The organism is Arthrobacter sp. ISL-30 (assembly GCF_018613855.1).
GTDB lineage: Bacteria > Actinomycetota > Actinomycetes > Actinomycetales > Micrococcaceae > Arthrobacter.
This window is the reverse complement of sequence record NZ_JAGGPK010000046.1, coordinates 1-19569: the sequence shown is the minus strand read 5'-3', so window position 1 is coordinate 19569 and position 19569 is coordinate 1. Positions and strand designations below refer to the sequence as shown.

The window sequence follows — 19569 nt, the reverse complement described above, 5'->3', positions numbered from 1 at the left end:
CCACCGTGCCACAGCTAGCCCGACGCCTGTTTGTGTTGCCCCCCGACCTTGAGGGGGCGGCACGAAACTGGTTGAAACTCGGTGAACCGACCCCCCGAGCCGCAAATTACGCCTCTTCCATTATCCTGCTCCGCGATTCGCCCGCCGGCCTGGAAACGTGGATGGGCTACCGCGCCGGTTCCTCGCCGCTGGGAGTCGTGGCGTTTCCCGGCGGCTCGTTGCAAACCAGCGACGATGACGCCGTCGGCTGGCTGGGTCCGTCGCCGCAGCATTGGGCGGAATGGATGGGCATGTCCGACGTCGGGCTCGCGCGCCGCCACATTGTGGGCGCCATCCGCGAACTCTTCGAAGAGACCGGAGTCCTCCTCGCCGGCCGTGACCTGTCCTCGACTGTGGAGGCGACGTCCACGGTTGAATGGATGAAGATACGCGAGGCCGTTGCGGAGCAGGAGAAGTCGTTTACGGACGTCCTCGCCAAGCGCGGACTCAAGCTGCGGACCGACCTCCTCAAGCCCCTGGTCAACTGGCTCAGCCCGGATTTCGCGCACCGCCGCTTTAACACCCGGTACTTTGCCGCCACCGTGCCGGTCAACCAGGAGCCGTCCATCCTCGCAAGCAAGGGCGTGTGGGGTCGCTGGGTTTCCCCCGCCAAGCTCATCGAGGAACGCGACACCACGGCACTGGGGGACGAGGTGGGCCAGGAGGAGACCGTCGGCCGCACGCTCGGCCAACTGCTGGTTCCGGGGACCGAGATCATGCTTGAAAAGATGGCAGCCGCAAACGGCTGCATCGCTTACCTGAGCTACAAGCGCACGCCGCATGTGTACCAGCCCAAACTGGTCGAAGAAGATGGCGCACTGATGCTCGAAGTCGAGGCAGCCCGGACCATCGCGGGGGAGCCGCAGCGGGAACGCTGAGTTCGCCGGTGATCGAGCTCGTCGAGATCCGTTGTTTGCCGTGGTTGCGTTCGCCGGACGACGGCCTTCGCCGTCGCTGTTCGCCGTGGTTGGGTTCGCCGGACGACGGCCTTCGCCGTCGCTTAGACACGATCGAAGTGCACCGCTGCGGTCGCTGGGCGACCTTCGCGACGCTTTCGACCGCGATGCGCTCCTTCGCGAAGACCGCCGCCCGGCTTTAGGTGACGGTCTCTCACTTCTCGCGCTCTTTTCTGTGACGCTCTCTCACCTTTTGGGCGTTCTCTGTGACGCTCGCTCACGTCTTGGGCGTTCTTCTTCGATGCTCGCTCAGATAATTGGTCACAAAAATGCCGCCCCGGTGTTTCCGGGGCGGCACTTTTTTGCTTGTGTTTTTGTTATTAGCGGGAGCGCTGGCGAAGGCGCTGCATGTCCAGGATCACCACTGCGCGGGCTTCCAGGCGTAGCCAGCCTCGCTGCACGAACTCTGCCAGTGCCTTGTTCACCGTTTCACGGGAAGCGCCGACCAGCTGGGCCAGTTCTTCCTGCGTCAGCTCGTGGGCGACAAGGACGCCGTCGGTTGCCGGGCGGCCGAAGCGGTCGGCGAGGTCCAGCAGGGCCTTGGCGACGCGGCCCGGGACATCCGAGAAAACGAGGTCCGACAGGGAGTCGTTGGTGCGGCGCAGGCGACGGGCGAGGGCCTGCAGCAACTGGGCGGAAACCTCGGGGCGCGTGCGGAGCAGCGTGTTGAGGCTTTCGTTCTTCAGGCCGGCCAGGCGGGTCTCGGACACGGCCGTGGCCGTAGCGGTGCGGGGGCTGGGGTCGAACAGGGCCATCTCACCGAAGAGTTCGCCCGGGCCGAGGATGGCCAGGAGGGATTCACGGCCGTCGGGGGAGGTGCGCCCAAGCTTTACCTTGCCGGAAACGATGAAGTAGAGCTGATCACCCTGGTCGCCTTCGCGGAATACCGAGGCTCCGCGGGAAAGATCCACCTCCGTGAGCTCGTCCGTCAGCAGGCGGAAGGCGTCGTCGTCAAGGGTGGCGAAGAGGGGTGCGCGGCGCAATACCTCGATGTCCATGAAATCTCCTGAGTAAATGTGTCGGCTGTGGCGCTTCAGCCATTGTTTCAGAACTTTCGCGCTTCTGTGACGTACTTGGCACCTGAAACGCGCGAAGTCACGCCGTTTTGAAGGGATATTGACGGGATATTGACGGGATGGCGACCGGATTGGACCCCATCTGAACGGTACCCGCGGACATGGCAACGGGTGGCGTCCGCGCTGCCGCTTGGCAGCTTACTGTCAGACTCCCGAACTAGAATTGGGACCTACACGGCTGTGAGGAGCATTGGTGTTCGGCTTGACCGTCCTGGATCTTGCGTTGATATTGACGCTGCTTTCCTATTTGTTCTATGGGCTTCGGAGCGGTTTCCTGGTCACGGTGGGTGGCATCGCCGGGTTTGCCGCAGGGGCCATCGCCGCATTCGTGGCTGTCCCGCTGGTCAGTGACTGGGTGGAGGATAGCGGCTGGCGCCTCACAGCGATAGTGGGCTCCGCCGTCGTGCTCATAATCCTGGGCCATGGCGTGGGGACCATGCTGGGTCGAAGGGTTCGCAGCGCCGTTCGGATCAAGCCCCTGCACGCCGTAGACCGCATCATTGGCGGGCTTGTGAGCGTTGTGGTGACGGCGCTGGTCATGTCGATGCTCGCCTTCAGCATCAGCTCGCTTGGTGTGCCGTTCGTTTCGCAGCAGCTTGCCGAGTCCAAGGTCATCCGCTTCATCGATGGACTGACGCCGAATCCCGTCAAAGCCACCATGGCACAACTGCGCTCCACGGTGATCGGCAACGGAATTCCCAAGCTCATTGAAGGCCTGGCTCCCGCAAATCCCCTTCCGGTCCCCAACGCCAGCACTGATACTCCCGCGCTCAACAACGCGGCCCGGTCCGTCCTGAGGATCGCCGGTACTGCCTACCAGTGCGGACAGAACCAGACCGGATCAGGCTTCGTGGTGTCGCCTGAGCGCGTGGTCACTAACGCCCACGTGGTGGCAGGTGTGCCCCAGCCGGTGGTGGAAATTCCCGATGGCAGTGCACTTCCCGGTCGTGTTGTGTACTTCGACAGCCAACGCGACCTTGCCGTCATCGCCGTCGACGGCCTGGCGACCGCCCCGCTGCCGCTCGGTCCTGACCTGCCGGCCGGGAGCCCGGCGGCGTTCGCGGGATACCCGCACGGCGGCCCCTTCCAGTCCAAGCCGGCCACCGTCCAGGACATCACCACGGTCCTTGTGCCGGATATCTACGGGAACAACCCGTCACCGGCGGACGTCTATCGGCTGGCTGGCGACGTCCAGCCCGGCAACTCGGGCGGCCCCCTCCTCACCACCGAGGGTCAGGTTGCGGGTGTCATCTTCGCGAAAACCACGTCCGACGCCGCCTTCGGCTTTGCCCTGACTATGCAAGACCTCGCTCCGGTCGCCAGCCAGGCTGCCTCCCTGGGCGACGCCGTGTCCCCGGGCCAGTGCACCAGGAAGTAGCCAGTGCACAGGAAGTAGCGGGCAGAAGAATCAGAGCGCCGTGGCGAGGTAGTCGATAGCCAACTTGTAACCCTGCACCCCCGCGCCCACAATTACGGCTGTGCAAACCGGCGACAGGTAGGAGTGGTGCCTGAACTCCTCGCGCTGGTGCACATTGGTGATGTGGACCTCGACGGCGGGAAGCTGCACTGCGGCCAAGGCATCGCGAAGTGCAACGGAAGTGTGGGTGAAAGCACCGGCGTTGATCACGATTCCGACGGCGGACGTGCGTGCGGCGTGGATGGCATCCAGAAGGTCGCCCTCGTGGTTGGACTGCACGCAGTCCACAGTGAAGCCATGGGTTCCGGCCGCTGCCATCGCTAGTTGCTCAACGTCAGCCAAAGTGGAGGTTCCGTATTTTTCGGGTTCGCGGGTGCCCAGCAGGTTCAGGTTGGGGCCGTTGACAATGAGGATGGTGCCGCGGTCAGTTGAGGGGTCGTTAGGGGCCTCAGGTGCGGCTTCCATAGTGCTCCGGGCTGCTGCCTGACTGTTTTCCGCGGGCGTCGGACTGTCGTGATTCATGCCCCAACTCTAGGCGATGGGCGGGCATCATCTTCCGCTCGGAGCCTCATCGACGCGCGCCTGGTGGTCATGAAGATTTTTTCACTCTCCTTTCATAGGCCCTTCATGAGCTCCTGACACGATGGGTCCATGCAGATGCTGAAACGGGTGGCGCTGATGGCTGCCGTCCTTGTGATTCCGGTCCTGCTTGCACTGGGCGGGAGCCTCCTGGCGGCTCCGTCGGGGCCTCCAGCCGAAGACCCCCGGCCTGTGGAGCTCAACGGCCCCGGCTCACGCCCTGTCCCGGCACTGGAGCCCACTCCGACGCCGAGCCCAATGCCGTCGCAGCCAGACGCTCCTGATCCCGGGGCTCCTGATCCCGGAGCCGCAGATCCAGGCACTGCAGATCCAGGCACTGCAGATCCCGGCGGGCAACCGCCTCCTGCGTCCTTGGAACCTGCGCCTCCCGCTCCCGTTGTTCCGCCGGCAAACAATCCCGCCCCCACTCCGGCGCCCGTGGCGCCCCCCGTGGTCATAGATGATGACGACGTCGATTATGGAGATGACTAGTGGCACCGGCACCAGTTCAGGCATCGCCCGCAAGCGGTGCACCAGCACCATCCACCGCCGCGGCAGGGGCAAGCGGAAAGGCTGACATGACCAGGACCAGCTACGAGGCACAAACCACCGACAAGGCGCAGACCGCCGACGAAGCACAGACCAGCTACGAAGCACAGACCTCCTACGAGCCACGGACTCCCGATAAGCCCGATAAGAAGGAGTCTGCTGACCACTCGGGCGCCTCGCGCCGGCTGGGATCCCCGATCCCCGCCCGCTGGCGGATCGCTGGTTGGATCCTTTTCACGACAGCTCTGACGCTTTTGGCGGTGCTGCTCACCGTGAGGTCCCTCATGATGAATCAAGCCAGGGCGGAGGCCCATGAGGCCATTGCCCAGGAACTGCGGGAATTCAGGGCTTTCTCGGCGGAAGGGGTGGACCCCACGACAGCCAAGCCATTCACCTCGATCGAAAAGATGCTGGAAATCTATCTGAGCCGGCAATCCGCGGCTGAAGACGAGGTCATCTTGGGAAGCGTGGGCGGACGAGTCCTCTACACTCCCACCGGCGCCCTCAGTTCGGGCTCCATAAGCCATCAGCTTCCACAGGACAGGCAGTTGATCGAGGCCATTGGGAGTGGGACTGCTGCGTCAGGGATCTCCCAGACCAGTGGCGGGGAACTGCACTGGGCGCGGCTGCCGGTGGTTTCGGGGCAGGAAACCGGGCACCTGATCGTGGGCTTCTATATGGCGCCCCTGGTGGCCGAGGCAGCCAGCACTACGCTCATCATTTTCTGTGTCTCTTTGGGGGGCTTGCAATAACGGCCGGAATGGCCTGGCTGGTTGCGGGCCAGATCCTGCGTCCAGTTAGAGAGGTCCGCCGGGTGGCCGACGATATATCCGAAAACGACCTCACTGCCCGTGTACCCGTACAGGGGAATGATGATATCTCGGCACTCGCCGTGACCTTCAACACGATGCTTGATCGGCTGGAGGTCGCCTATCGAACGCAGAGAGCCTTTGTGGACGACGCATCCCACGAGCTCCGGACGCCCATCACGGTCATCAGGGGGCACCTGGAACTCATGGAGGACAACCCGAAGGACCGGCAGCGGACGCTTTCCCTGGTTGATGACGAACTGGCCAGGATGGGGCGGATCGTCACCGATCTCCTGCTGCTCGCAAAAGTGGACAGGCCAGGCTTCACCAGGTTGCAGGAAACCGACGCCGCCTCCCTTCTCCTGGACATCGAAGCCAAGGCACAAACCCTCAGACCGCGCGGCTGGCCGATCCTGGAGATCGCGGAAGGAAATGTCCTCCTGGACCCGCAGCGCATCACCCAGGCCGTTCTGCAACTCGCTACCAACGCCTGTCAGTACTCGGCTGAAGAATCAACGGTCTCGCTGGGCTCGGCCTTCAACGGAACCGGGGCGGGACGAACGTTCTCCATCTGGGTCGCAGACAAGGGAATCGGCGTCACGGAAGAGGAAGCCGCCATGATCTTTGGGCGCTTCCATCGGGGCGAGGCTGCTCGGGCATCCCGATCCGCCCCGGCGCCGGCCTGGGCCTTGCCATTGTCGGCAGCATTGCTGAAGCGCATCAAGGAACAGCCTGGGTATGCAGCAAGGCGGGCGAAGGTGCCACTTTTGGGCTGACGATTCCAGCACCTGACGAGCAGCCGGTGTCCCCTGACGAGCCCGCCGAAGAGCCAAGGAAGGACTACCCATGAGCCGCATCCTGGTGGCCGAGGACGATTCGCGCATTGCCGATTTCATAGAAAAGGGGCTGGTGGCTGCGGCCTACCAATGCCTGGTGGTCGACGACGGCGCGAGCGCCCTCCTGCTGGCGCGCTCCGGTGAGTTCGACATGGTCGTCCTGGACATCGGCCTGCCCACGTTGAACGGCTTTGAAGTATTGGCACAGCTGCGCGGTGAAGGATCGAAGACCCCGGTTATTGTCCTGACGGCGAATGATTCGGTTTCGGATACCGTCCATGGACTGGAAAGCGGGGCAAACGACTATATGACCAAGCCATTCCAGTTCGCGGAACTGCTGGCCCGCATTCGCCTCCGACTCCAGGACGACGGTGAACCTGGCATGATTCGTGCACTAAGACACGAAGACCTCGAACTGGATCTGCGCAGCCGACGCGTGCGGCGAGGGGATACCGTCGCGGACCTGACGGCGAGGGAATTCTCCCTCCTGGAGGTCTTCCTGCGGCATCCCGGCCAGGTCCTCACCCGGGAGCAGCTGATTTCCCATGCCTGGAACCTGGACTTCGACCCCGCGTCCAACGTGGTGGATGTCTATGTGCGGGCCCTGCGGGGCAAGATCGGAGCCGAGAGGCTGGAAACCGTCCGCGGCGCGGGGTATCGGCTGAGATGAAAACCGTGTACTTCGAATCGCATCCACGGACGATTCTTCCCAAGGAGGAAACAGGACCACGGATCCTCGGGTTCGCTTCTGTCGCCCAGGCGGTTTCCCTGCTGGTTGCCCTCGCCTTCATGGGCCTCCTGACGATCAACGCTGTCAACGGGCAAGGCCTCAGTGGCCACGCGGCCATGACGCTGTGTATCTTCATCGGTGCGATCTGGTTCTGGATTTTCACGAAAGTGGAGGACACCTACGTCGCCCTGGGCGCCGCCGTCGCACTGGTTATCAGTGGCTCGTTGCCCACCCAGGACCCCTTCCACGCGCTGGGCGAAGAATCGATCTGGCTCCTCATGGCCGCGTTCGTCATAGCGGGCGCTGTAGCCTCCACGGGCCTGGCCGCCCGCGGCGCCGCGTTTGTCATCACCGGCGCCCGCAGCGTGCGCCAACTGGCACACCTGACCTCCCTGGGACTGATCGTCACCGCGTTCGCCATCCCCGCGACGTCGGGTCGTGCGGCACTAGCCCTCCCCATCTTCCTGGCCCTGGGTGGCGCGCTCCGGGACCGCCCTTGCGTCGTCAAGATGCTCTCCGTCCTGTTCCCGACGATCATCCTGCTGTCGGCGGTCAGTTCCTTCCTCGGTGCCGGGGCACACTTGATCACCAGCCAAGTGCTCGAGTCCGCTGGCTTCCGCGGCTTTGACTTTGCGTCATGGCTTCTCCTGGGCCTGCCGCTGGCACTCGTCTCATCCGGCCTGGCGACCGAGCTGGTGCTCAGGCTCTTCACCAGCCCGGGCGAGCGGACGGCGGGACTGCGTATAGGCATAACCGAATTGCAGGAGCAGTCAACGACCCGGCTGCGAGGCCCTCTTGACCTTGACGAGCACAGGTCCCTGCTCTTGCTCGGCGCGGTGGTGGCCCTGTGGTGCACCGAGCCGATCCACGGACTGGAACCGGCCCTCGTGGCATTAATCGGTGCCCTCGTGGTTTCCTCGCCGTATTACGGCTCGGTCAAGCTGGGGGCGGCCCTGAAAAAGGTGCCGTGGTCCATGCTGATCTTTATGGCGGCCACGTTGGCCCTCGGCTCCAGCCTGGTGACCTCGGGAGCGGCCTACTGGCTGGCGGCCTCGCTGCTGGCGCCGGTAGAAGTGCTCGGTGCCGCCAAGCCGGTGGTGTTCGTCCTGGTGGTGGCGATCTCCACCGCGGCCCACCTCGTGATCCAGTCGCGTTCAGCCCGCTCCGCCGTCCTGATTCCCATCGTGGTGGCGTCGGCGGGCACCATGGGGGTTGATGCCGTGGCGGCGGCTTTTGCCTCAACTGCGGCCGCCGGCTTTTGCCACACGCTGACAAGTTCGGCCAAACCTGTGGCCCTCTTCGCGGAAATCGATGGTCGTGCCAATTACGAACCGCGGGACCTCCTCCGGCTCTCCTCCTGGCTCGGGCCGCTGAACGCCGTCCTCGTCCTGCTCTTCAGCTTCTTCGTCTGGCCGGCCATGGGCCTTCCGCTCTTGACCTCGCCCTAACAACCTCGAACTAATTTCACTCGCAAAGGTGGATCCAATGGTTATGTCCATTCCGCAACGCATCCTGGTAGCTCCGTCGGGATTCAAGGAAAGCCTCGACGCCGTGGAGGTGGCGGCAGCGATTGCATCGGGAATCCGGCGGGTGATCCCAGGTGTCCACGTCACCTCGGTGCCCATGGCCGACGGCGGTGAGGGAACCGCCGTCGCGCTCGCGGCAGCCACCGGCGGGAGAATCCTGCGCCGCCGGGTTACCGGACCCATGGGAGCCCCGGTCGATTCCCATTTCGCCATGCTTGGACGGGTGGGAACACCGACGGCGGTAGTTGAGATGGCGGCTGCTGCAGGCCTGCGCCTGGTCCCGAAGGACAGCCGGGATCCCGGCCGAACGACGACTCGCGGTGTCGGGGAGCTGATCCTCGCCGCCCTGGACGAGGGAGCCGAGCGCATCATTGTGGGCTGCGGGGATTCCGGGACATCCGACGGCGGAGCCGGCGCCCTGCGTGCACTGGGGGCGCATGTCTTCGGGTCGGGCGGATCAGAGCTGGAAGAAGGCGGGGCCGCACTCGCCGAAGTTGCCGCCGTCGACTTCAGTGGACTGGACTCGCGGCTGGTGGGTTGCACCATTGACTTGGCTCTCAACCCCTTCAACATACTCTGTGGTCCGCAGGGTGTGGCGCGGGTGTTTGGGCCGCAGAAAGGGGCTACGGAAAAGCAGGTCGAGATCCTCTCGCTCGGCTTCGACCGCTGGGCTGGAGTGCTGGCCGCGGCGTCGGGCAGGCCGGAGGGCTATCTTCGGACGGGGCCGGGAACCGGTGCCTCCGGCGGCCTCGGTGCCGGACTGGCAGCGATAGGGGCAAACCTGGTGCCGCGCTTTGAGCTGCTGTTGGATTCGGGACTGGCGGGCGTGGACTTGGATGCATGCATTGCTGAGGCGGACCTGGTGGTCACGGCGGAGGGCGCCATTGACTTCCAAACGCCGCGGGGCAAGGTTCCGGCGGAAATCGCCAAACGCGCGCAGGCGGCGGGTGTTCCCGTCCTGGCCCTTGCCGGTTCTATAGGCAAGGACGCCCAGGACGTGCATTCTGCGGGCATCGACGCGATCGCCGGCATCATCCCTATCCCCATGAACCTGGACCGGGCGGTCGCCGAGGGGGCCACGCTCCTGACGGAAGCCACGGAGCGTACATTCCGCGTGCTGCTATTGGGTTCGGCGATATCTGCGCGGCTGGGAAGCGCGGCCTGAGCTGCAGCCCGCCGTGACGATGCGGGACGCCCTGCCCGAGGTGCGGGACTTAGGAGCTCAGCTCCCAGTGAAGCCGGATGGCCTCGGCAATTGGTCCCGCTGCCACGTCCACCTTGAACGCCACCGGTGCTGTTCCAGTCTCCTCGATGATGGAATCGCGATATACGCGGCCGCATGAAGGACACAGTGTGTAAAGGTCCTCGTCCTCCGGCCAGGCGGCCAGCCCGGCTGGTACCGGGGGGTCGCCGGCATGGATCGGGATGCCTTCTGAATTGGCCTGGATGAGGCCCTCGTTGCTGACGGTATTGCCGCACAGGCACGTAATGGTGGTGACATCATGCCCGGCGACCTCGGCGAATTCAGTGTCCACGGCATACTCCCGAGTGTTGGAAGAGGACCCTATATACCTCAGCGTACGTTCACCATCCCCACGCTCGTAAGGGGACTGCACCATAATGGGGCTGCCGCCCAAGCGGCAGCCCCTCTAGGGTTGCTCTAGGCCACCGTGAAGCGCAACAACAACGCGTGCTCCGGGTTGAGGATCGGCATCGGCAGGCCGACTTCGGCGAGGAAGCGGCCATTGGCTTCCGCCCCTGATTCCAGCCAGGCGGGCGGCCGGGTCTGGGTGAACGTGTGCACGTAGTCGGCATCGCCGGGAGCGGGGAAGATGGCCTCCACCCGATAGTTCAGCTCCGGATCCAGTCCGGGGATGGTAATCCGCCCTGGCTGCTCCGCGAAGGACGTTCGGGTGCTGACCAGGGTGAACAGCGCCGCCGTCGTACCGGCCGGGACGCCGCCGTCGGGGACACCGCCGTCGGCCACTACGCCGTGCAGCATCAGCGAGTCGTCGGCGACGTCGGCGCGCACCATGCGGCCGCTGTGGATCAGGTCCCGGTGCTCCTTGTAGAGAGCGATGAAGCGCTTGAGCTCCTCCCGTTCTGCACCCTGCACGTCACGCACATCCCACTCCATGCCGAAGTGGCCGAAGAGTGAAGTAATGGCCCGGAAGGAGAGGTCGTGGGTGCGGGCGGTGGTGTGCGAAGTGGTGGGGCCGATGTGCCCGCCCACGAGCTCCGGCGGCACTACCAGGCCGGTCCAGCGTTGGATGGTCTGCCGTTCCAAGGCGTCGTTGCAGTCCGAGGCCCAGATCCGGTCCGTACGCTCGAGAATACCGAGGTCCACTCGGGCACCACCGGACGAGCAGGATTCGATCTCGACGCCGGGGTGCGCCTCGCGGAGCGCGTCGAACAAACGGTAGGCGGCGAGGGTCTGCTGGTGCACTGAGGAGCGGCCGGCGTGGCCGTGCTCTAGGAGGTCGCGGTTCTGGTCCCACTTGAGGTAGCTGATGTTGTTGCCGCGCAGGAGTGCATCGATGCGGTCGAAGATGTACTGCCAGGCCTCCGGATTGACGAGGTCGATGATGTGCTGGTTCCGCCATTCAAGGGGCAGCCGGCCGCCGTCCTTGTGGGACTCGGAGGAAGGACCAACGATCCATTCGGGGTGAGCGCGTGCGATGTCCGAGTCGAGGTTGACCATCTCCGGCTCAACCCACAGGCCAAATTCCATACCGTTCGACGTGACGGCTTCGATTAGCGGCGTCAGCCCGTCGGGCCAGAGGGATTCGTCCACGTACCAGTCGCCGAGCCCGGCTCGGTCATCGCGGCGGCCGCGGAACCAGCCATCGTCAAGAACAAAACGCTCCACGCCAAGCTCAGCCGCGGAGTCCGCGAGCTCGATCAGGGAGGCGAGGTTGTGGTCGAAGTAGACGGCTTCCCAGGTGTTCAGCACTACCGGGCGGGCCTTGCCGGCACCGCCGTTGGCGGACTGGGCGGGAAGCACATGGTGTGGGCGGGACCGGAACCAGCTGTAGAAGGCCTTGCTGATGCCGTCCAGTCCACTGTCCGAGTAGGCGGCGAAGAGGGAAGGTGTGGCGTATGTGCCGCCGGGCTCGAGGATGACCTCGGCGGGACCCAGAAGTTCGGAGCCGCCGATCATCGTGCGGCCATCGCCAATGGTGTCAGCGAACTGCTCGTGGTTGCCGCTCCAGGCCAGGTGGGTGGCCCAGACCTTGCCGTGACGATTGCCGAAGCCTGCCGTGCCGGCGGCAAACAACAGGGAGGAATCGTGTCCTGTCCGTCCGTGCCGGCCGGTCCTGACCCAAGTTCCCTGCTGGATTGAGCGGCGCTGGGGATGGTCTTCCCGGGCCCAGCGGCCGGTCAGGTCCAGGAGTTCGACGGCGTCCGGTGCCACCGGGAGGACAGTTGCCAGTTCGTCGAGCTGGTACGGCGTGGCGCCGTCGTTGGCGACTGTGTGCCGCAATTCCAGGAGGCCGCCCATGTGCAGCGTTAGGGATGATTCGACCGTGATGCCGGCTTCGGTATCGGACTGGACGATGACGGCGGAGTTGTGCCCGGCGGTGATGGTGACGACGCGCAGGCGGGGGGAGAAGTCGAGGCCGGGAACGCCGTCGATGATCCGGTGGCCGCGCAGGGCGGGGCGGCCGCGCCAGCCGGAGGAGGCCTGCGGCAGGAGACCGGCGGGAACAGTGCCATCGATGGACGAGGGCGGGATGGGCTCGACGAGGATGGCGAGGTCCGGAAGGGAGTCGCCAAGGTCGGCGCCCCAGTGGATGACCTCGGCCTCTCCGCTGTCAAAGCTGATCACCAGGCTAGTTCCGGCGGAACGGAGGTGGAGGGGGTCCATGGCGGTTCTCTCTTTCGGGAGGTTGGTGCGGCAGGACGGCCTGGAGGCCGCCTGCAGAGTTAGAAGCGGGTTAAGACTTGGGTTGAAAGGGGGCCGGGTGCCCCGAGAAGGTCGGGGCACCCGGAGCCGTTTCGCAAGGGAGGGTTTGTCCGGCTTGGGCAGGTCCTACCGGGAGCAGGCCCTACTTGAACAGGCCGTTGACCTGTTCGTTGGCCTGGGTCAGGGAGCTGGCGGGCTGCTTGCCGGAGACGACGGCGTCCATGGCCGGCTCCATGATGCCCTCAACCTTGGCCGCGTTGTCCGTAATGGGGACCAGGACGGTGGTTTCATCCTTGACGTGCTGCGCAAAGGGGGAGACGTCGATGCCCTTGCCCTTGAAAGCCTCCGTAGCCTTTTCCGCGGAGCTCTTGATCGCGGGGAAGACCACGGCCTTCCCGGCCACGACGTCCTGGCAGGCTGCAGAACCAAGGTACTCAACCCACTTGGTGGCGGCAGCAGGATTCTTGGTGCCCGCCCAGATTGAATCGGCCAGGCCGTTGAACATGGAGGCGCGCTTGCCGTTGGGGCCTACAGGCGTCGGCGCGATCCCGACTTCCACGCCCTTGTAACCGGTGTACTGGCCGATCATCCACGACCCATTGCTGTTGATGGCAGCCTTGCCGGCGGCAAAGTTGTCCGCGACGCTCGCGCCCACAGTGGTTTCGAGCTTGGGCATGTAGCCCTTCTCCGCGAGCCTGGCCCACCACTTGATGGTGTCCTGGAACTTGGGGTCATCGTAGTTGAACTTCTTGCCCCAAGGGTTCTTGTCACTGTGGGTCCAGCCGGTGGTCGCGGACAGGAAGCTCCACTGGGTCTGACCCTGGCCGGAACCGGAGTTTTCCAGGCCCAGGCCGTAGACAGCTACGTTGTTCTTGTCGAAGCCTGCCTCGTCACCGCGCTTGCCGTTCTGGTCCACAGTGAGATGGGCGATGGCCTTTTCGTAGCTGCCGCCGTCCTGCGGGTTCCAGGTCAGGTTCTTCATCTGCTCTTCGGTGATGCCGGCGTCGGCGGCCATTTTCTTGTTGTAGAACAGCGCGATGGTGTCCCAGTCCTTGGGGAGGCCGTAGCGCTTTCCGTCTTCATCGACCCAGAGGTCAGCGAGGCCCTCGTTGTACTGGGAAAGGTCAATGTTGTCCTTTTCGACGGCGTCATTCAGGGCCAGGAGTTGCTTTTTCTTGGCGTATTCCGGGTACTTGGCAAGGTGGTTGGTGAATACGTCGGGGGCTGTGCCGGCGACGAAGCCGTTGGTGAGTGTGCTCCAGTAGTCGTCCCAGCCCCGCTGGGTGATCTTCACGGTGATGTCCGGGTTTGCCTTCGTGAAGTCGTCGGCGCACTGCTTATAGGCGGGCAGCTGGTTGGCGTCCCAGAGCCAGTAGTTGATTTCGCCCTTGGCTTCAGTGCTGGTGCTGGCTCCCCCGCCCCCGCAGGCGGAGAGGGTGAGGGCGATGGCTGCGGCGGCAGCGGCGACGCCGATAGTTTTCTTCATGACGGGCCTTTCGGAAGGTGATGGTGCGGATATTGGGGATTCGGAAGAAGTTTCTATTTGATGCCGGAGAAGCCGATGGAGTTCACGATCTTCTTGCCGAAGGCGATGAACAGGATGAGGACGGGCAGGGCTGAGACAAGGGTTGCGGCCATGAGGCCGGACCAGTCGGGGGCGCCCTGCGGGGACTGGGATTTGAACACACCCAGGCCCACCGTGAGGACGCGGACGCTTTCGTCCTGGCCGACCAGGAGGGGCCAGAAGTATTCGTTCCACTGCCCGATGAAGGTGAGCAGCGCCAAGGTGGCGATGGGTGCTGCCGCGTTGGGGAGCACGATCTGGAAGAAGATGCGCAGGTGCTTGGCGCCGTCCAGCATGGCCGCTTCCTCGACCTCACGGGACATGTTCAGGAAGAACTGGCGCAGGAAGAAGATGGCGAACGGGGTCATGAAGACGTACGGCAGGACCAGGCCGAGCATGGTGTTGAGCAGGCCGAGGTTCTTGATGAACAGGAAGTTGGGCAGCGCCGTGAAGATCGGCGGCACCATCATGGTTGCCAGGAACAGGCTGAAGACGGCGTTCCGGCCCCGCCAGCGCAGTCGGGCGAAGGCATAGGCGGCCATGGCGCTGAAGAACACGGCTCCGGCAGTGGTGATGGAGGAGAAGAGAACCGAGTTGCGCAGGTAGCCCCAGAAGTCGATCTGCGCGCCGGAGCCACCCTCAGCAACGGCTTCCTCCGCCGTCTGGAGTCCAAAGACCCGCTTGTAGGCGCCGAGGTTGAAGTCTGCCGGCAGCAGGTTGGTGGCGTTGGCCGCCAACGCATTGTTGGTTGAGAGGGACGTGCGCAGGACCCAATAGAAGGGAAGCACGGACACGGCGATCGCGACGATGACGAGCGCCCAGGCTCCGGCGCGGCGCCAGTTGAAGGGCTTGCGGTTTCGGCGGATCGGACTGCCGACGGCGGCACGGGACCCTTGGATTGCGGCCTCGCCGGAGCGGCGGGAAGGGGTGGAGGTACTCATGGTAGTGGTCTCCTTAGTCCAGGTCCGACTCGTTGCCGCGGAGGAACTTCATCTGGATGAAGGCCACCAGGGCGAGGATGACGAAGAGGATGACGGCAAGTGCTGAGCCGTAGCCGAAGTCCGACTCGGTGAAGGCCCGCTGGTAGATGTAGAACTGCAGGACGCGGCTGGCGTTGACGGGACCGCCCTGGGTGGTCACGGCGACCGTGTCGAAGACCTGGAATGAGCCGATGACCGTAACGATGAGGACCAGGACAAGCACGGGACGCAGCAGTGGCATGGTGATCTTCCAGAAAGTCTGGGTTGGGGAGGCGCCGTCGAGGTTGGCCACTTCATACACGTGGTTGGGAATCGCCTGGAGGCCGGCGAAGATCAGTAGGGCTGTATAGCCCATGTGGCGCCAGGTGTTGATGAGCGCCTGGGTGGGAATGGCCCATTGCTCGCTGCCGAAGAAGGCGACGCGGGGCAGTCCCAGGCCCTCGATCAGGTAGTTTACAATGCCGATCTGGTAGTCGAGCAGCCAGAACCAGAGGAGTGCTGCGATGACGTTGGCCATGAGGTACGGCAGGAGCAGCGTTCCGCGGATCAGGGTGGATTTGGCGACCCTCTGCATCAGCAGCGCCAGTCCGAGTGCCAGTGCCGTCTGGAGGGCGATGTTGATGAGGACGTACTGGCAGGTTACGGCCAGGGCATTCCAGAACAGCGGATCCTTCGCGATGGCCTCGTAGTTCTTGGCCCCGATCCATTCCGGATCTCCAAGGATGCTGTACTCCGTAAAGCTCAGGTAAATACCGCGAAGCGTGGGCACCAGGAAGAAGGCGATAAAGCCGATCATGGCCGGGGCAATGAAGAACAGGGCGACCTTCAGGTCTCCGTGGTTGCGGCGCCAGCCGCGAGATGCAGTTCCTTCTGCTCCTCGCGGCGCCTTGCGGGCCGGTACGGCGCCGCGGGCGGTGGTGGTGGTCATCCTTGATCCCTCCGCTGTGATGTGGATTACAACTTCCCCGAATCTACACGAGTAGATTTTGATGTGCAAGACGTTTTCTCTGTAAAATCAATGGAATAAAGCCTCACCTTTGAGAACGATTGACTCGAGTAGATTTAGCATGGAACACTGAATCGACTCAAGGATCAGAGCAGGAATGACTTCCGGAAGGAATGAACAATGGCGTTTTCAATCGGAGTGCTGGGCATGGGCCAGTTCGGGGTGCAATTCGCGCACCTCTTCAAGCTGCACCCCGGCGTCAGTGCCGTCTACGCGGTCGACGAGCTGACTGAACGGGCAACCACGGCATGCGAACAGTTCCGCCTGGACGGCACCATGGCGAGTTTCGACGAGTCGCTGGCGTCCGACGTCGACGCCGTCGCCATCTTCACCCAGCGCTGGACCCACGGTCCCTTGGTGGAGCGTGCATTGCGCGCCGGCAAGCACGTGTACTCCGCGGTGCCCATGGCTGTTTCCGAGGACGAGATCGCGCGCATCATCGAGGCGGTCCGCGAAACCGGACTTGTCTACGCCATGGGGGAGACCAGCTATTACAACCCGGCTACTGTCTACGCCCGCAGCCAGCATGCTGCCGGCAGGTTTGGTCGGATCTTCTATGCCGAGGGAGATTACGTCCACGACATGGACCTCGGCTTTTACGACGCCTACAAGTTCAGCGGCGGAGAAAACTGGAAGGCAACCGCCAGCTACCCGCCCATGCTGTACCCCACGCACGCGATCGGGGGAGTGCTGGGTGCCGTGCCTGCGCATGCCGTCAGCGTCAGCTGCGTGGGTGTCAAGGATGACAGGAACGACGGCGTCTTCGACCGGAACGTCAGCATGTTCGGCAACGACTTCTCCAACGCCACCGCGTTGTTCGAACTTAGCGACGGCGGCGTCATGCGGACCAACGAGATGCGCCGCGTGGGCTACCCCTCCCACCTTCGCGAGTCGCGGTTCCGGTTCTTTGGGACGGAGGCAAGCTTTGAACAGCTCGCCACCACCACACTGTGGCAGGACAAGCAGGATGTCCTGGACATCTCGGAGCAAATGCAGACCCGTCCCAGCATGTCGGCCGACGACCCCTCCCTCGCCAACGTGGCGCCGGAGCTCCGCGATGCTTTCATCTCGGGCCTGGCTCCGGTCCACGATCCAAGCAGGCTGCCCGAAGAATTCCGTGGTGCACCTAATGGACACGAAGGAAGCCATCAGTTCCTCGTTGACGACTTCGTCACCGCGGTGAACAGCGGCACTATTCCGCCCGTGAACGCCTGGGTTGCCGCACGGTTCACGCTGCCCGGAATCGTGGCCCACGAGTCCGCCCAACGCGGTGGGGAACGCCTGCCCATCCGCGACTTCGGCGATGCCCCGGCTTGGTTGTAGCGCAGGCTTTGTCGCTAGCATGATGCCATGACCACCCAGCCAGCCTCCGCCTCCCGCGGGCCAGTGACGCGCAAGGACGTCGCCCGCTACGCCGGCGTGAGCACCGCGGTCGTCAGCTATGTGGTCAACGGTGGTCCCAAGAAGGTCGCACCTGCTACCGAAGCCAAGGTCCAGGACGCTATCCGAGTGCTGGGTTACCGTCCCAACGCTGCCGCAAGGGCCCTGAAGCTGGGGTCGAGCGAGACTATCGGGCTGGTGGTTCCGGACAACACCAACCCGTTCTATTCCTTGCTGGCCCACGCTGTGGAAGACGCGGCCGCCGAGCTCGGCTACGCGCTGCTGTTGACCAACTCGGCGGGCAACCTCGCCAAGGAACGGCGGAATATCCGCAACCTGGCGGCCCGGCAGGTGGACGGCGTTGTCCTGGCAAGCGTCGTCTTCGAACCGGACCTCGTGGACCTCGAGTCAGCGGAAATTCCATCGGTCCTGCTCAGCCACAGCGATAGCCAGGCCGAGGTCACGAGCATGGGGGTGGACCTCGTGGAAGGTGCCCGTATCGCCGTGGAGCACCTGGCCTCGCATGGCCACAAAAACATCGGCCTGGCCATGGGTACCACCACGGGCGATGAAGCTGACGGCCGTGAACAGGGCTGGCTGAAGGCGCTGGCCGACGCAGGGCTGCCCGAGGGTCCCATTGCCCGCAGTGCCTTTACCCGGGAGGGCGGCTATGCAGCGGGAAAACGACTCCTGGCGTCAGCGCAACGACCCTCAGCCATCTTCGCGAGTTCCGACTTGCAGGCAGTTGGTCTCCTGCGCGCCCTCCATGAGGCGGGGCTGTCCGTTCCGGGGGACATCGCGGTAACCTCCTTCGACGGTTCGGTCGAAGCCGAATACTCCTGGCCCCCGCTGACCACGGTGGAACAGCCGGTGCGCGAGATGGCTGAAGCAGCGGTGCGCGCGCTCGTGGGAGCCGACCGTGGCGAGCCTCCCCGGCATCGGGTCTTCCCGACGCGGCTGCTGGTCAGGCAGTCATGCGGCTGCCCCTAACTGCTGCCCTTGACCCCGCACCGCAGCTAGACTTCAGCGATCCGTAGCCGGCTTCCGCTTTCCTGAAGGACGCGCCGGGCCTCCTCGCTGAGCCCGCCGTCGCTGATGACCTCGTCGGCCTCTTCGAGGGCTGCGATGGTGCTCATGCCCTGGGTGCCCCATTTGGTATGGTCGGCCACGATCACCAGCTTGCGGGCTGCTGCCACAAAGGCGCGATCAGTTTCGGCCTCGAGCAGGTTGGGGGTCGTGAAGCCGGCATCGGCATCCATGCCGTGGACGCCCAGGAAGAGCACGTCCAGATGCAGTTGCTTGAGCGCCGCCGTCGCGATAGGCCCAACCAGGGCGTCCGACGGCGTGCGCTCGCCGCCAATCAGGATCACCGTTGAGCCGGGGTGGCCGGCGCCCGCCGAGCGGTGGAACAAGTCAGCGATGCGAATGGAGTTCGTGACCACCGTGATGCCTGCCCCCTTTGCCAGTTCCTTAGCCAGCGCCCACGTTGTGGTCCCTGCGCTGAGGCCCACCGCCATTCCTTCATGCACCAGGGCGGCCGCTTCAACTGCGATTGCCTGCTTCTCCGCCTGCAGCTGCGTGGACTTCAGCTCGAAGCCCGGCTCATGGGAGGCGGTGTCCCCGGGCAGCTTGGCGCCACCGTGGATGCGCTCCACACGACCGCTTTCCTCGAGCATCTCGATGTCCCGACGCACTGTCATATGGGACACGCCCAGCTGCTGTGCCAGGTCGGACACGCGGACAACCCGATCACGCTGGACTGCATCCACGATGGCCTGGTGACGTGCGGCGGGGAGCATGAGGATCCTTTCGGCGGCAGCGGGGGCTCTGTGCACCCTAGTCCATCATGGTCTACCCGTGCTGGATCCAGGAGCGAGACCCGCAAGTCAGACCCGCAGCTGCCTACTTCCTGAGTGAGTTGGCGATCTCCTGCATGATTGTGGGGTCGGACAGGGTGGTGGCGTCGCCGACTTCGCGGCCTTCGGCGACGTCCTTGAGGAGGCGGCGCATGATCTTGCCGGAGCGGGTCTTGGGCAGTTCCGGCACTACGAGGATGTGCTTGGGTTTGGCGATGGGGCCGATTTCCTTGCCCACGTGGTTCTTCAGCTCCTGCACGGTCTCGTCGCCCTTGTTGCTAGCGTCCCCGCGCAGGATCACAAACGCGACGACGGCCTGGCCCGTGGTCTCGTCTTCGGCGCCCACGACGGCGGCTTCG

19 protein-coding genes and 2 pseudogenes are annotated in these 19569 nt (G+C 64.3%); 12 read left to right on the top strand and 9 right to left on the bottom strand.

Annotated elements, in window-relative coordinates; translation table 11 throughout:
- Positions 1–5 precede the first annotated feature (5 nt).
- Both J7E82_RS17210 and J7E82_RS17205 read left to right on the top strand, forming a co-directional pair.
- Positions 6–917 carry an NUDIX hydrolase gene (locus J7E82_RS17210; protein WP_214864833.1) on the top strand — a complete coding sequence of 304 codons (912 nt, stop codon included), beginning with the start codon at positions 6–8 and terminating at the stop codon, positions 915–917.
- 8 nt (positions 918–925) lie between these two features.
- Complete coding sequence (locus tag J7E82_RS17205; RefSeq protein ID WP_214864831.1) at positions 926–1138, top strand: hypothetical protein; 213 nt, start codon at positions 926–928, stop codon at positions 1136–1138.
- 177 nt (positions 1139–1315) lie between these two features.
- Here J7E82_RS17205 and J7E82_RS17200 read toward each other — a convergent pair whose 3' ends face one another.
- Positions 1316–1993: a Crp/Fnr family transcriptional regulator gene (locus tag J7E82_RS17200; protein ID WP_013602309.1), complete on the bottom strand. Its 678-nt coding sequence runs from the start codon at positions 1991–1993 to the stop codon at positions 1316–1318.
- A 271-nt stretch (positions 1994–2264) separates the two neighbouring features.
- Here J7E82_RS17200 and J7E82_RS17195 point away from each other — a divergent pair, with 271 nt between their 5' ends.
- Positions 2265–3449 (top strand): MarP family serine protease, encoded by a 1185-nt coding sequence (locus J7E82_RS17195; RefSeq protein ID WP_214864829.1) that lies wholly within the window; start codon positions 2265–2267, stop codon positions 3447–3449.
- 30 nt (positions 3450–3479) lie between these two features.
- Here the strand turns inward: J7E82_RS17195 and aroQ are convergent, their stop codons facing one another.
- On the bottom strand, positions 3480–3953 hold the full coding sequence (gene aroQ / locus J7E82_RS17190; protein ID WP_214864869.1) for a type II 3-dehydroquinate dehydratase: 474 nt from the start codon (positions 3951–3953) through the stop codon (positions 3480–3482).
- 186 nt (positions 3954–4139) lie between these two features.
- On the opposite strand from aroQ, the gene J7E82_RS17185 reads away from it, so the two are divergent.
- The 7 genes and pseudogenes from J7E82_RS17185 (at position 4140) to J7E82_RS17160 (ending at position 9682) form a co-directional block, all read left to right on the top strand.
- Entirely contained in the window at positions 4140–4559 is a 420-nt protein-coding gene (locus J7E82_RS17185) for a hypothetical protein (RefSeq protein ID WP_214864827.1), read from the top strand.
- Positions 4560–4645: 86 nt separating this feature from the next.
- Complete coding sequence (locus tag J7E82_RS17180) at positions 4646–5368, top strand: hypothetical protein (RefSeq protein WP_214864825.1); 723 nt, start codon at positions 4646–4648, stop codon at positions 5366–5368.
- Positions 5369–5376: 8 nt separating this feature from the next.
- A pseudogene (locus J7E82_RS17175) lies at positions 5377–6066 on the top strand (sensor histidine kinase); the annotation flags it as partial.
- Positions 5997–6275, top strand: coding sequence for an ATP-binding protein (locus J7E82_RS21365; RefSeq protein ID WP_374223635.1), 279 nt, complete (start codon positions 5997–5999; stop codon positions 6273–6275). The pseudogene J7E82_RS17175 and the gene J7E82_RS21365, both read left to right, overlap by 70 nt.
- Positions 6272–6931 carry a response regulator transcription factor gene (locus tag J7E82_RS17170; RefSeq protein ID WP_214864821.1) on the top strand — a complete coding sequence of 220 codons (660 nt, stop codon included), beginning with the start codon at positions 6272–6274 and terminating at the stop codon, positions 6929–6931. Before J7E82_RS21365 ends, J7E82_RS17170 begins: the two co-directional genes overlap by 4 nt.
- Positions 6928–8439, top strand: coding sequence for an SLC13 family permease (locus J7E82_RS17165; protein ID WP_214864819.1), 1512 nt, complete (start codon positions 6928–6930; stop codon positions 8437–8439). Before J7E82_RS17170 ends, J7E82_RS17165 begins: the two co-directional genes overlap by 4 nt.
- A gap of 37 nt (positions 8440–8476) precedes the next feature.
- A complete protein-coding gene (locus tag J7E82_RS17160; RefSeq protein WP_214864817.1) occupies positions 8477–9682 on the top strand; it encodes a glycerate kinase in 1206 nt (401 codons plus the stop codon).
- Positions 9683–9731: 49 nt separating this feature from the next.
- Here J7E82_RS17160 and J7E82_RS17155 read toward each other — a convergent pair whose 3' ends face one another.
- From J7E82_RS17155 to J7E82_RS17135, 5 genes are all read right to left on the bottom strand, one after another.
- Positions 9732–10052: a hypothetical protein gene (locus J7E82_RS17155; protein ID WP_214864815.1), complete on the bottom strand. Its 321-nt coding sequence runs from the start codon at positions 10050–10052 to the stop codon at positions 9732–9734.
- Positions 10053–10177: 125 nt separating this feature from the next.
- On the bottom strand, positions 10178–12385 hold the full coding sequence (locus tag J7E82_RS17150; protein ID WP_214864813.1) for an alpha-galactosidase: 2208 nt from the start codon (positions 12383–12385) through the stop codon (positions 10178–10180).
- 181 nt (positions 12386–12566) lie between these two features.
- The gene (locus J7E82_RS17145) at positions 12567–13910 is read right to left on the bottom strand and encodes a sugar ABC transporter substrate-binding protein (protein ID WP_214864811.1); all 1344 of its coding nucleotides are present in this window, start codon (positions 13908–13910) and stop codon (positions 12567–12569) included.
- 53 nt (positions 13911–13963) lie between these two features.
- Positions 13964–14929, bottom strand: a complete 966-nt coding sequence (locus J7E82_RS17140) for a carbohydrate ABC transporter permease (RefSeq protein WP_251042052.1) — start codon at positions 14927–14929, stop codon at positions 13964–13966.
- A gap of 13 nt (positions 14930–14942) precedes the next feature.
- Complete coding sequence (locus J7E82_RS17135; protein ID WP_214864809.1) at positions 14943–15896, bottom strand: carbohydrate ABC transporter permease; 954 nt, start codon at positions 15894–15896, stop codon at positions 14943–14945.
- A 198-nt stretch (positions 15897–16094) separates the two neighbouring features.
- Between J7E82_RS17135 and J7E82_RS17130 the strand changes: the two genes are divergently transcribed.
- Together J7E82_RS17130 and J7E82_RS17125 are read left to right on the top strand one after the other, a co-directional pair.
- Entirely contained in the window at positions 16095–17297 is a 1203-nt protein-coding gene (locus J7E82_RS17130; protein ID WP_214864807.1) for a Gfo/Idh/MocA family protein, read from the top strand.
- Between the two features lie 27 nt (positions 17298–17324).
- Complete coding sequence (locus J7E82_RS17125; protein ID WP_214864804.1) at positions 17325–18344, top strand: LacI family DNA-binding transcriptional regulator; 1020 nt, start codon at positions 17325–17327, stop codon at positions 18342–18344.
- A gap of 26 nt (positions 18345–18370) precedes the next feature.
- Here the strand turns inward: J7E82_RS17125 and J7E82_RS17120 are convergent, their stop codons facing one another.
- Both J7E82_RS17120 and J7E82_RS17115 read right to left on the bottom strand, forming a co-directional pair.
- A complete protein-coding gene (locus J7E82_RS17120) occupies positions 18371–19153 on the bottom strand; it encodes a DeoR/GlpR family DNA-binding transcription regulator (protein ID WP_214864802.1) in 783 nt (260 codons plus the stop codon).
- 103 nt (positions 19154–19256) lie between these two features.
- Positions 19257–19569 (bottom strand): annotated as a pseudogene (locus tag J7E82_RS17115) (acetyl-coenzyme A synthetase); the annotation flags it as partial.

Bases quoted from the DNA above. Each gene is read 5' to 3' on its own strand.
- J7E82_RS17160 (WP_214864817.1), top strand. From the start codon at position 8,477: ATGGTTATGTCCATTCCGCAACGCATCCTGGTAGCTCCGTCGGGATTC.
- J7E82_RS17130 (WP_214864807.1), top strand. From the start codon at position 16,095: ATGGCGTTTTCAATCGGAGTGCTGGGCATGGGCCAGTTCGGGGTGCAA.
- J7E82_RS17180 (WP_214864825.1), top strand. From the start codon at position 4,646: ATGACCAGGACCAGCTACGAGGCACAAACCACCGACAAGGCGCAGACC.
- J7E82_RS17200 (WP_013602309.1), bottom strand. From the start codon at position 1,993: ATGGACATCGAGGTATTGCGCCGCGCACCCCTCTTCGCCACCCTTGAC.
- J7E82_RS17120 (WP_214864802.1), bottom strand. From the start codon at position 19,153: ATGCTCCCCGCCGCACGTCACCAGGCCATCGTGGATGCAGTCCAGCGT.
- J7E82_RS17150 (WP_214864813.1), bottom strand. From the start codon at position 12,385: ATGGACCCCCTCCACCTCCGTTCCGCCGGAACTAGCCTGGTGATCAGC.
- J7E82_RS17125 (WP_214864804.1), top strand. From the start codon at position 17,325: ATGACCACCCAGCCAGCCTCCGCCTCCCGCGGGCCAGTGACGCGCAAG.
- J7E82_RS17185 (WP_214864827.1), top strand. From the start codon at position 4,140: ATGCAGATGCTGAAACGGGTGGCGCTGATGGCTGCCGTCCTTGTGATT.
- J7E82_RS17140 (WP_251042052.1), bottom strand. From the start codon at position 14,929: ATGAGTACCTCCACCCCTTCCCGCCGCTCCGGCGAGGCCGCAATCCAA.
- J7E82_RS17165 (WP_214864819.1), top strand. From the start codon at position 6,928: ATGAAAACCGTGTACTTCGAATCGCATCCACGGACGATTCTTCCCAAG.
- J7E82_RS17145 (WP_214864811.1), bottom strand. From the start codon at position 13,910: ATGAAGAAAACTATCGGCGTCGCCGCTGCCGCCGCAGCCATCGCCCTC.
- J7E82_RS17135 (WP_214864809.1), bottom strand. From the start codon at position 15,896: ATGACCACCACCACCGCCCGCGGCGCCGTACCGGCCCGCAAGGCGCCG.
- J7E82_RS17170 (WP_214864821.1), top strand. From the start codon at position 6,272: ATGAGCCGCATCCTGGTGGCCGAGGACGATTCGCGCATTGCCGATTTC.
- aroQ (WP_214864869.1), bottom strand. From the start codon at position 3,953: ATGGAAGCCGCACCTGAGGCCCCTAACGACCCCTCAACTGACCGCGGC.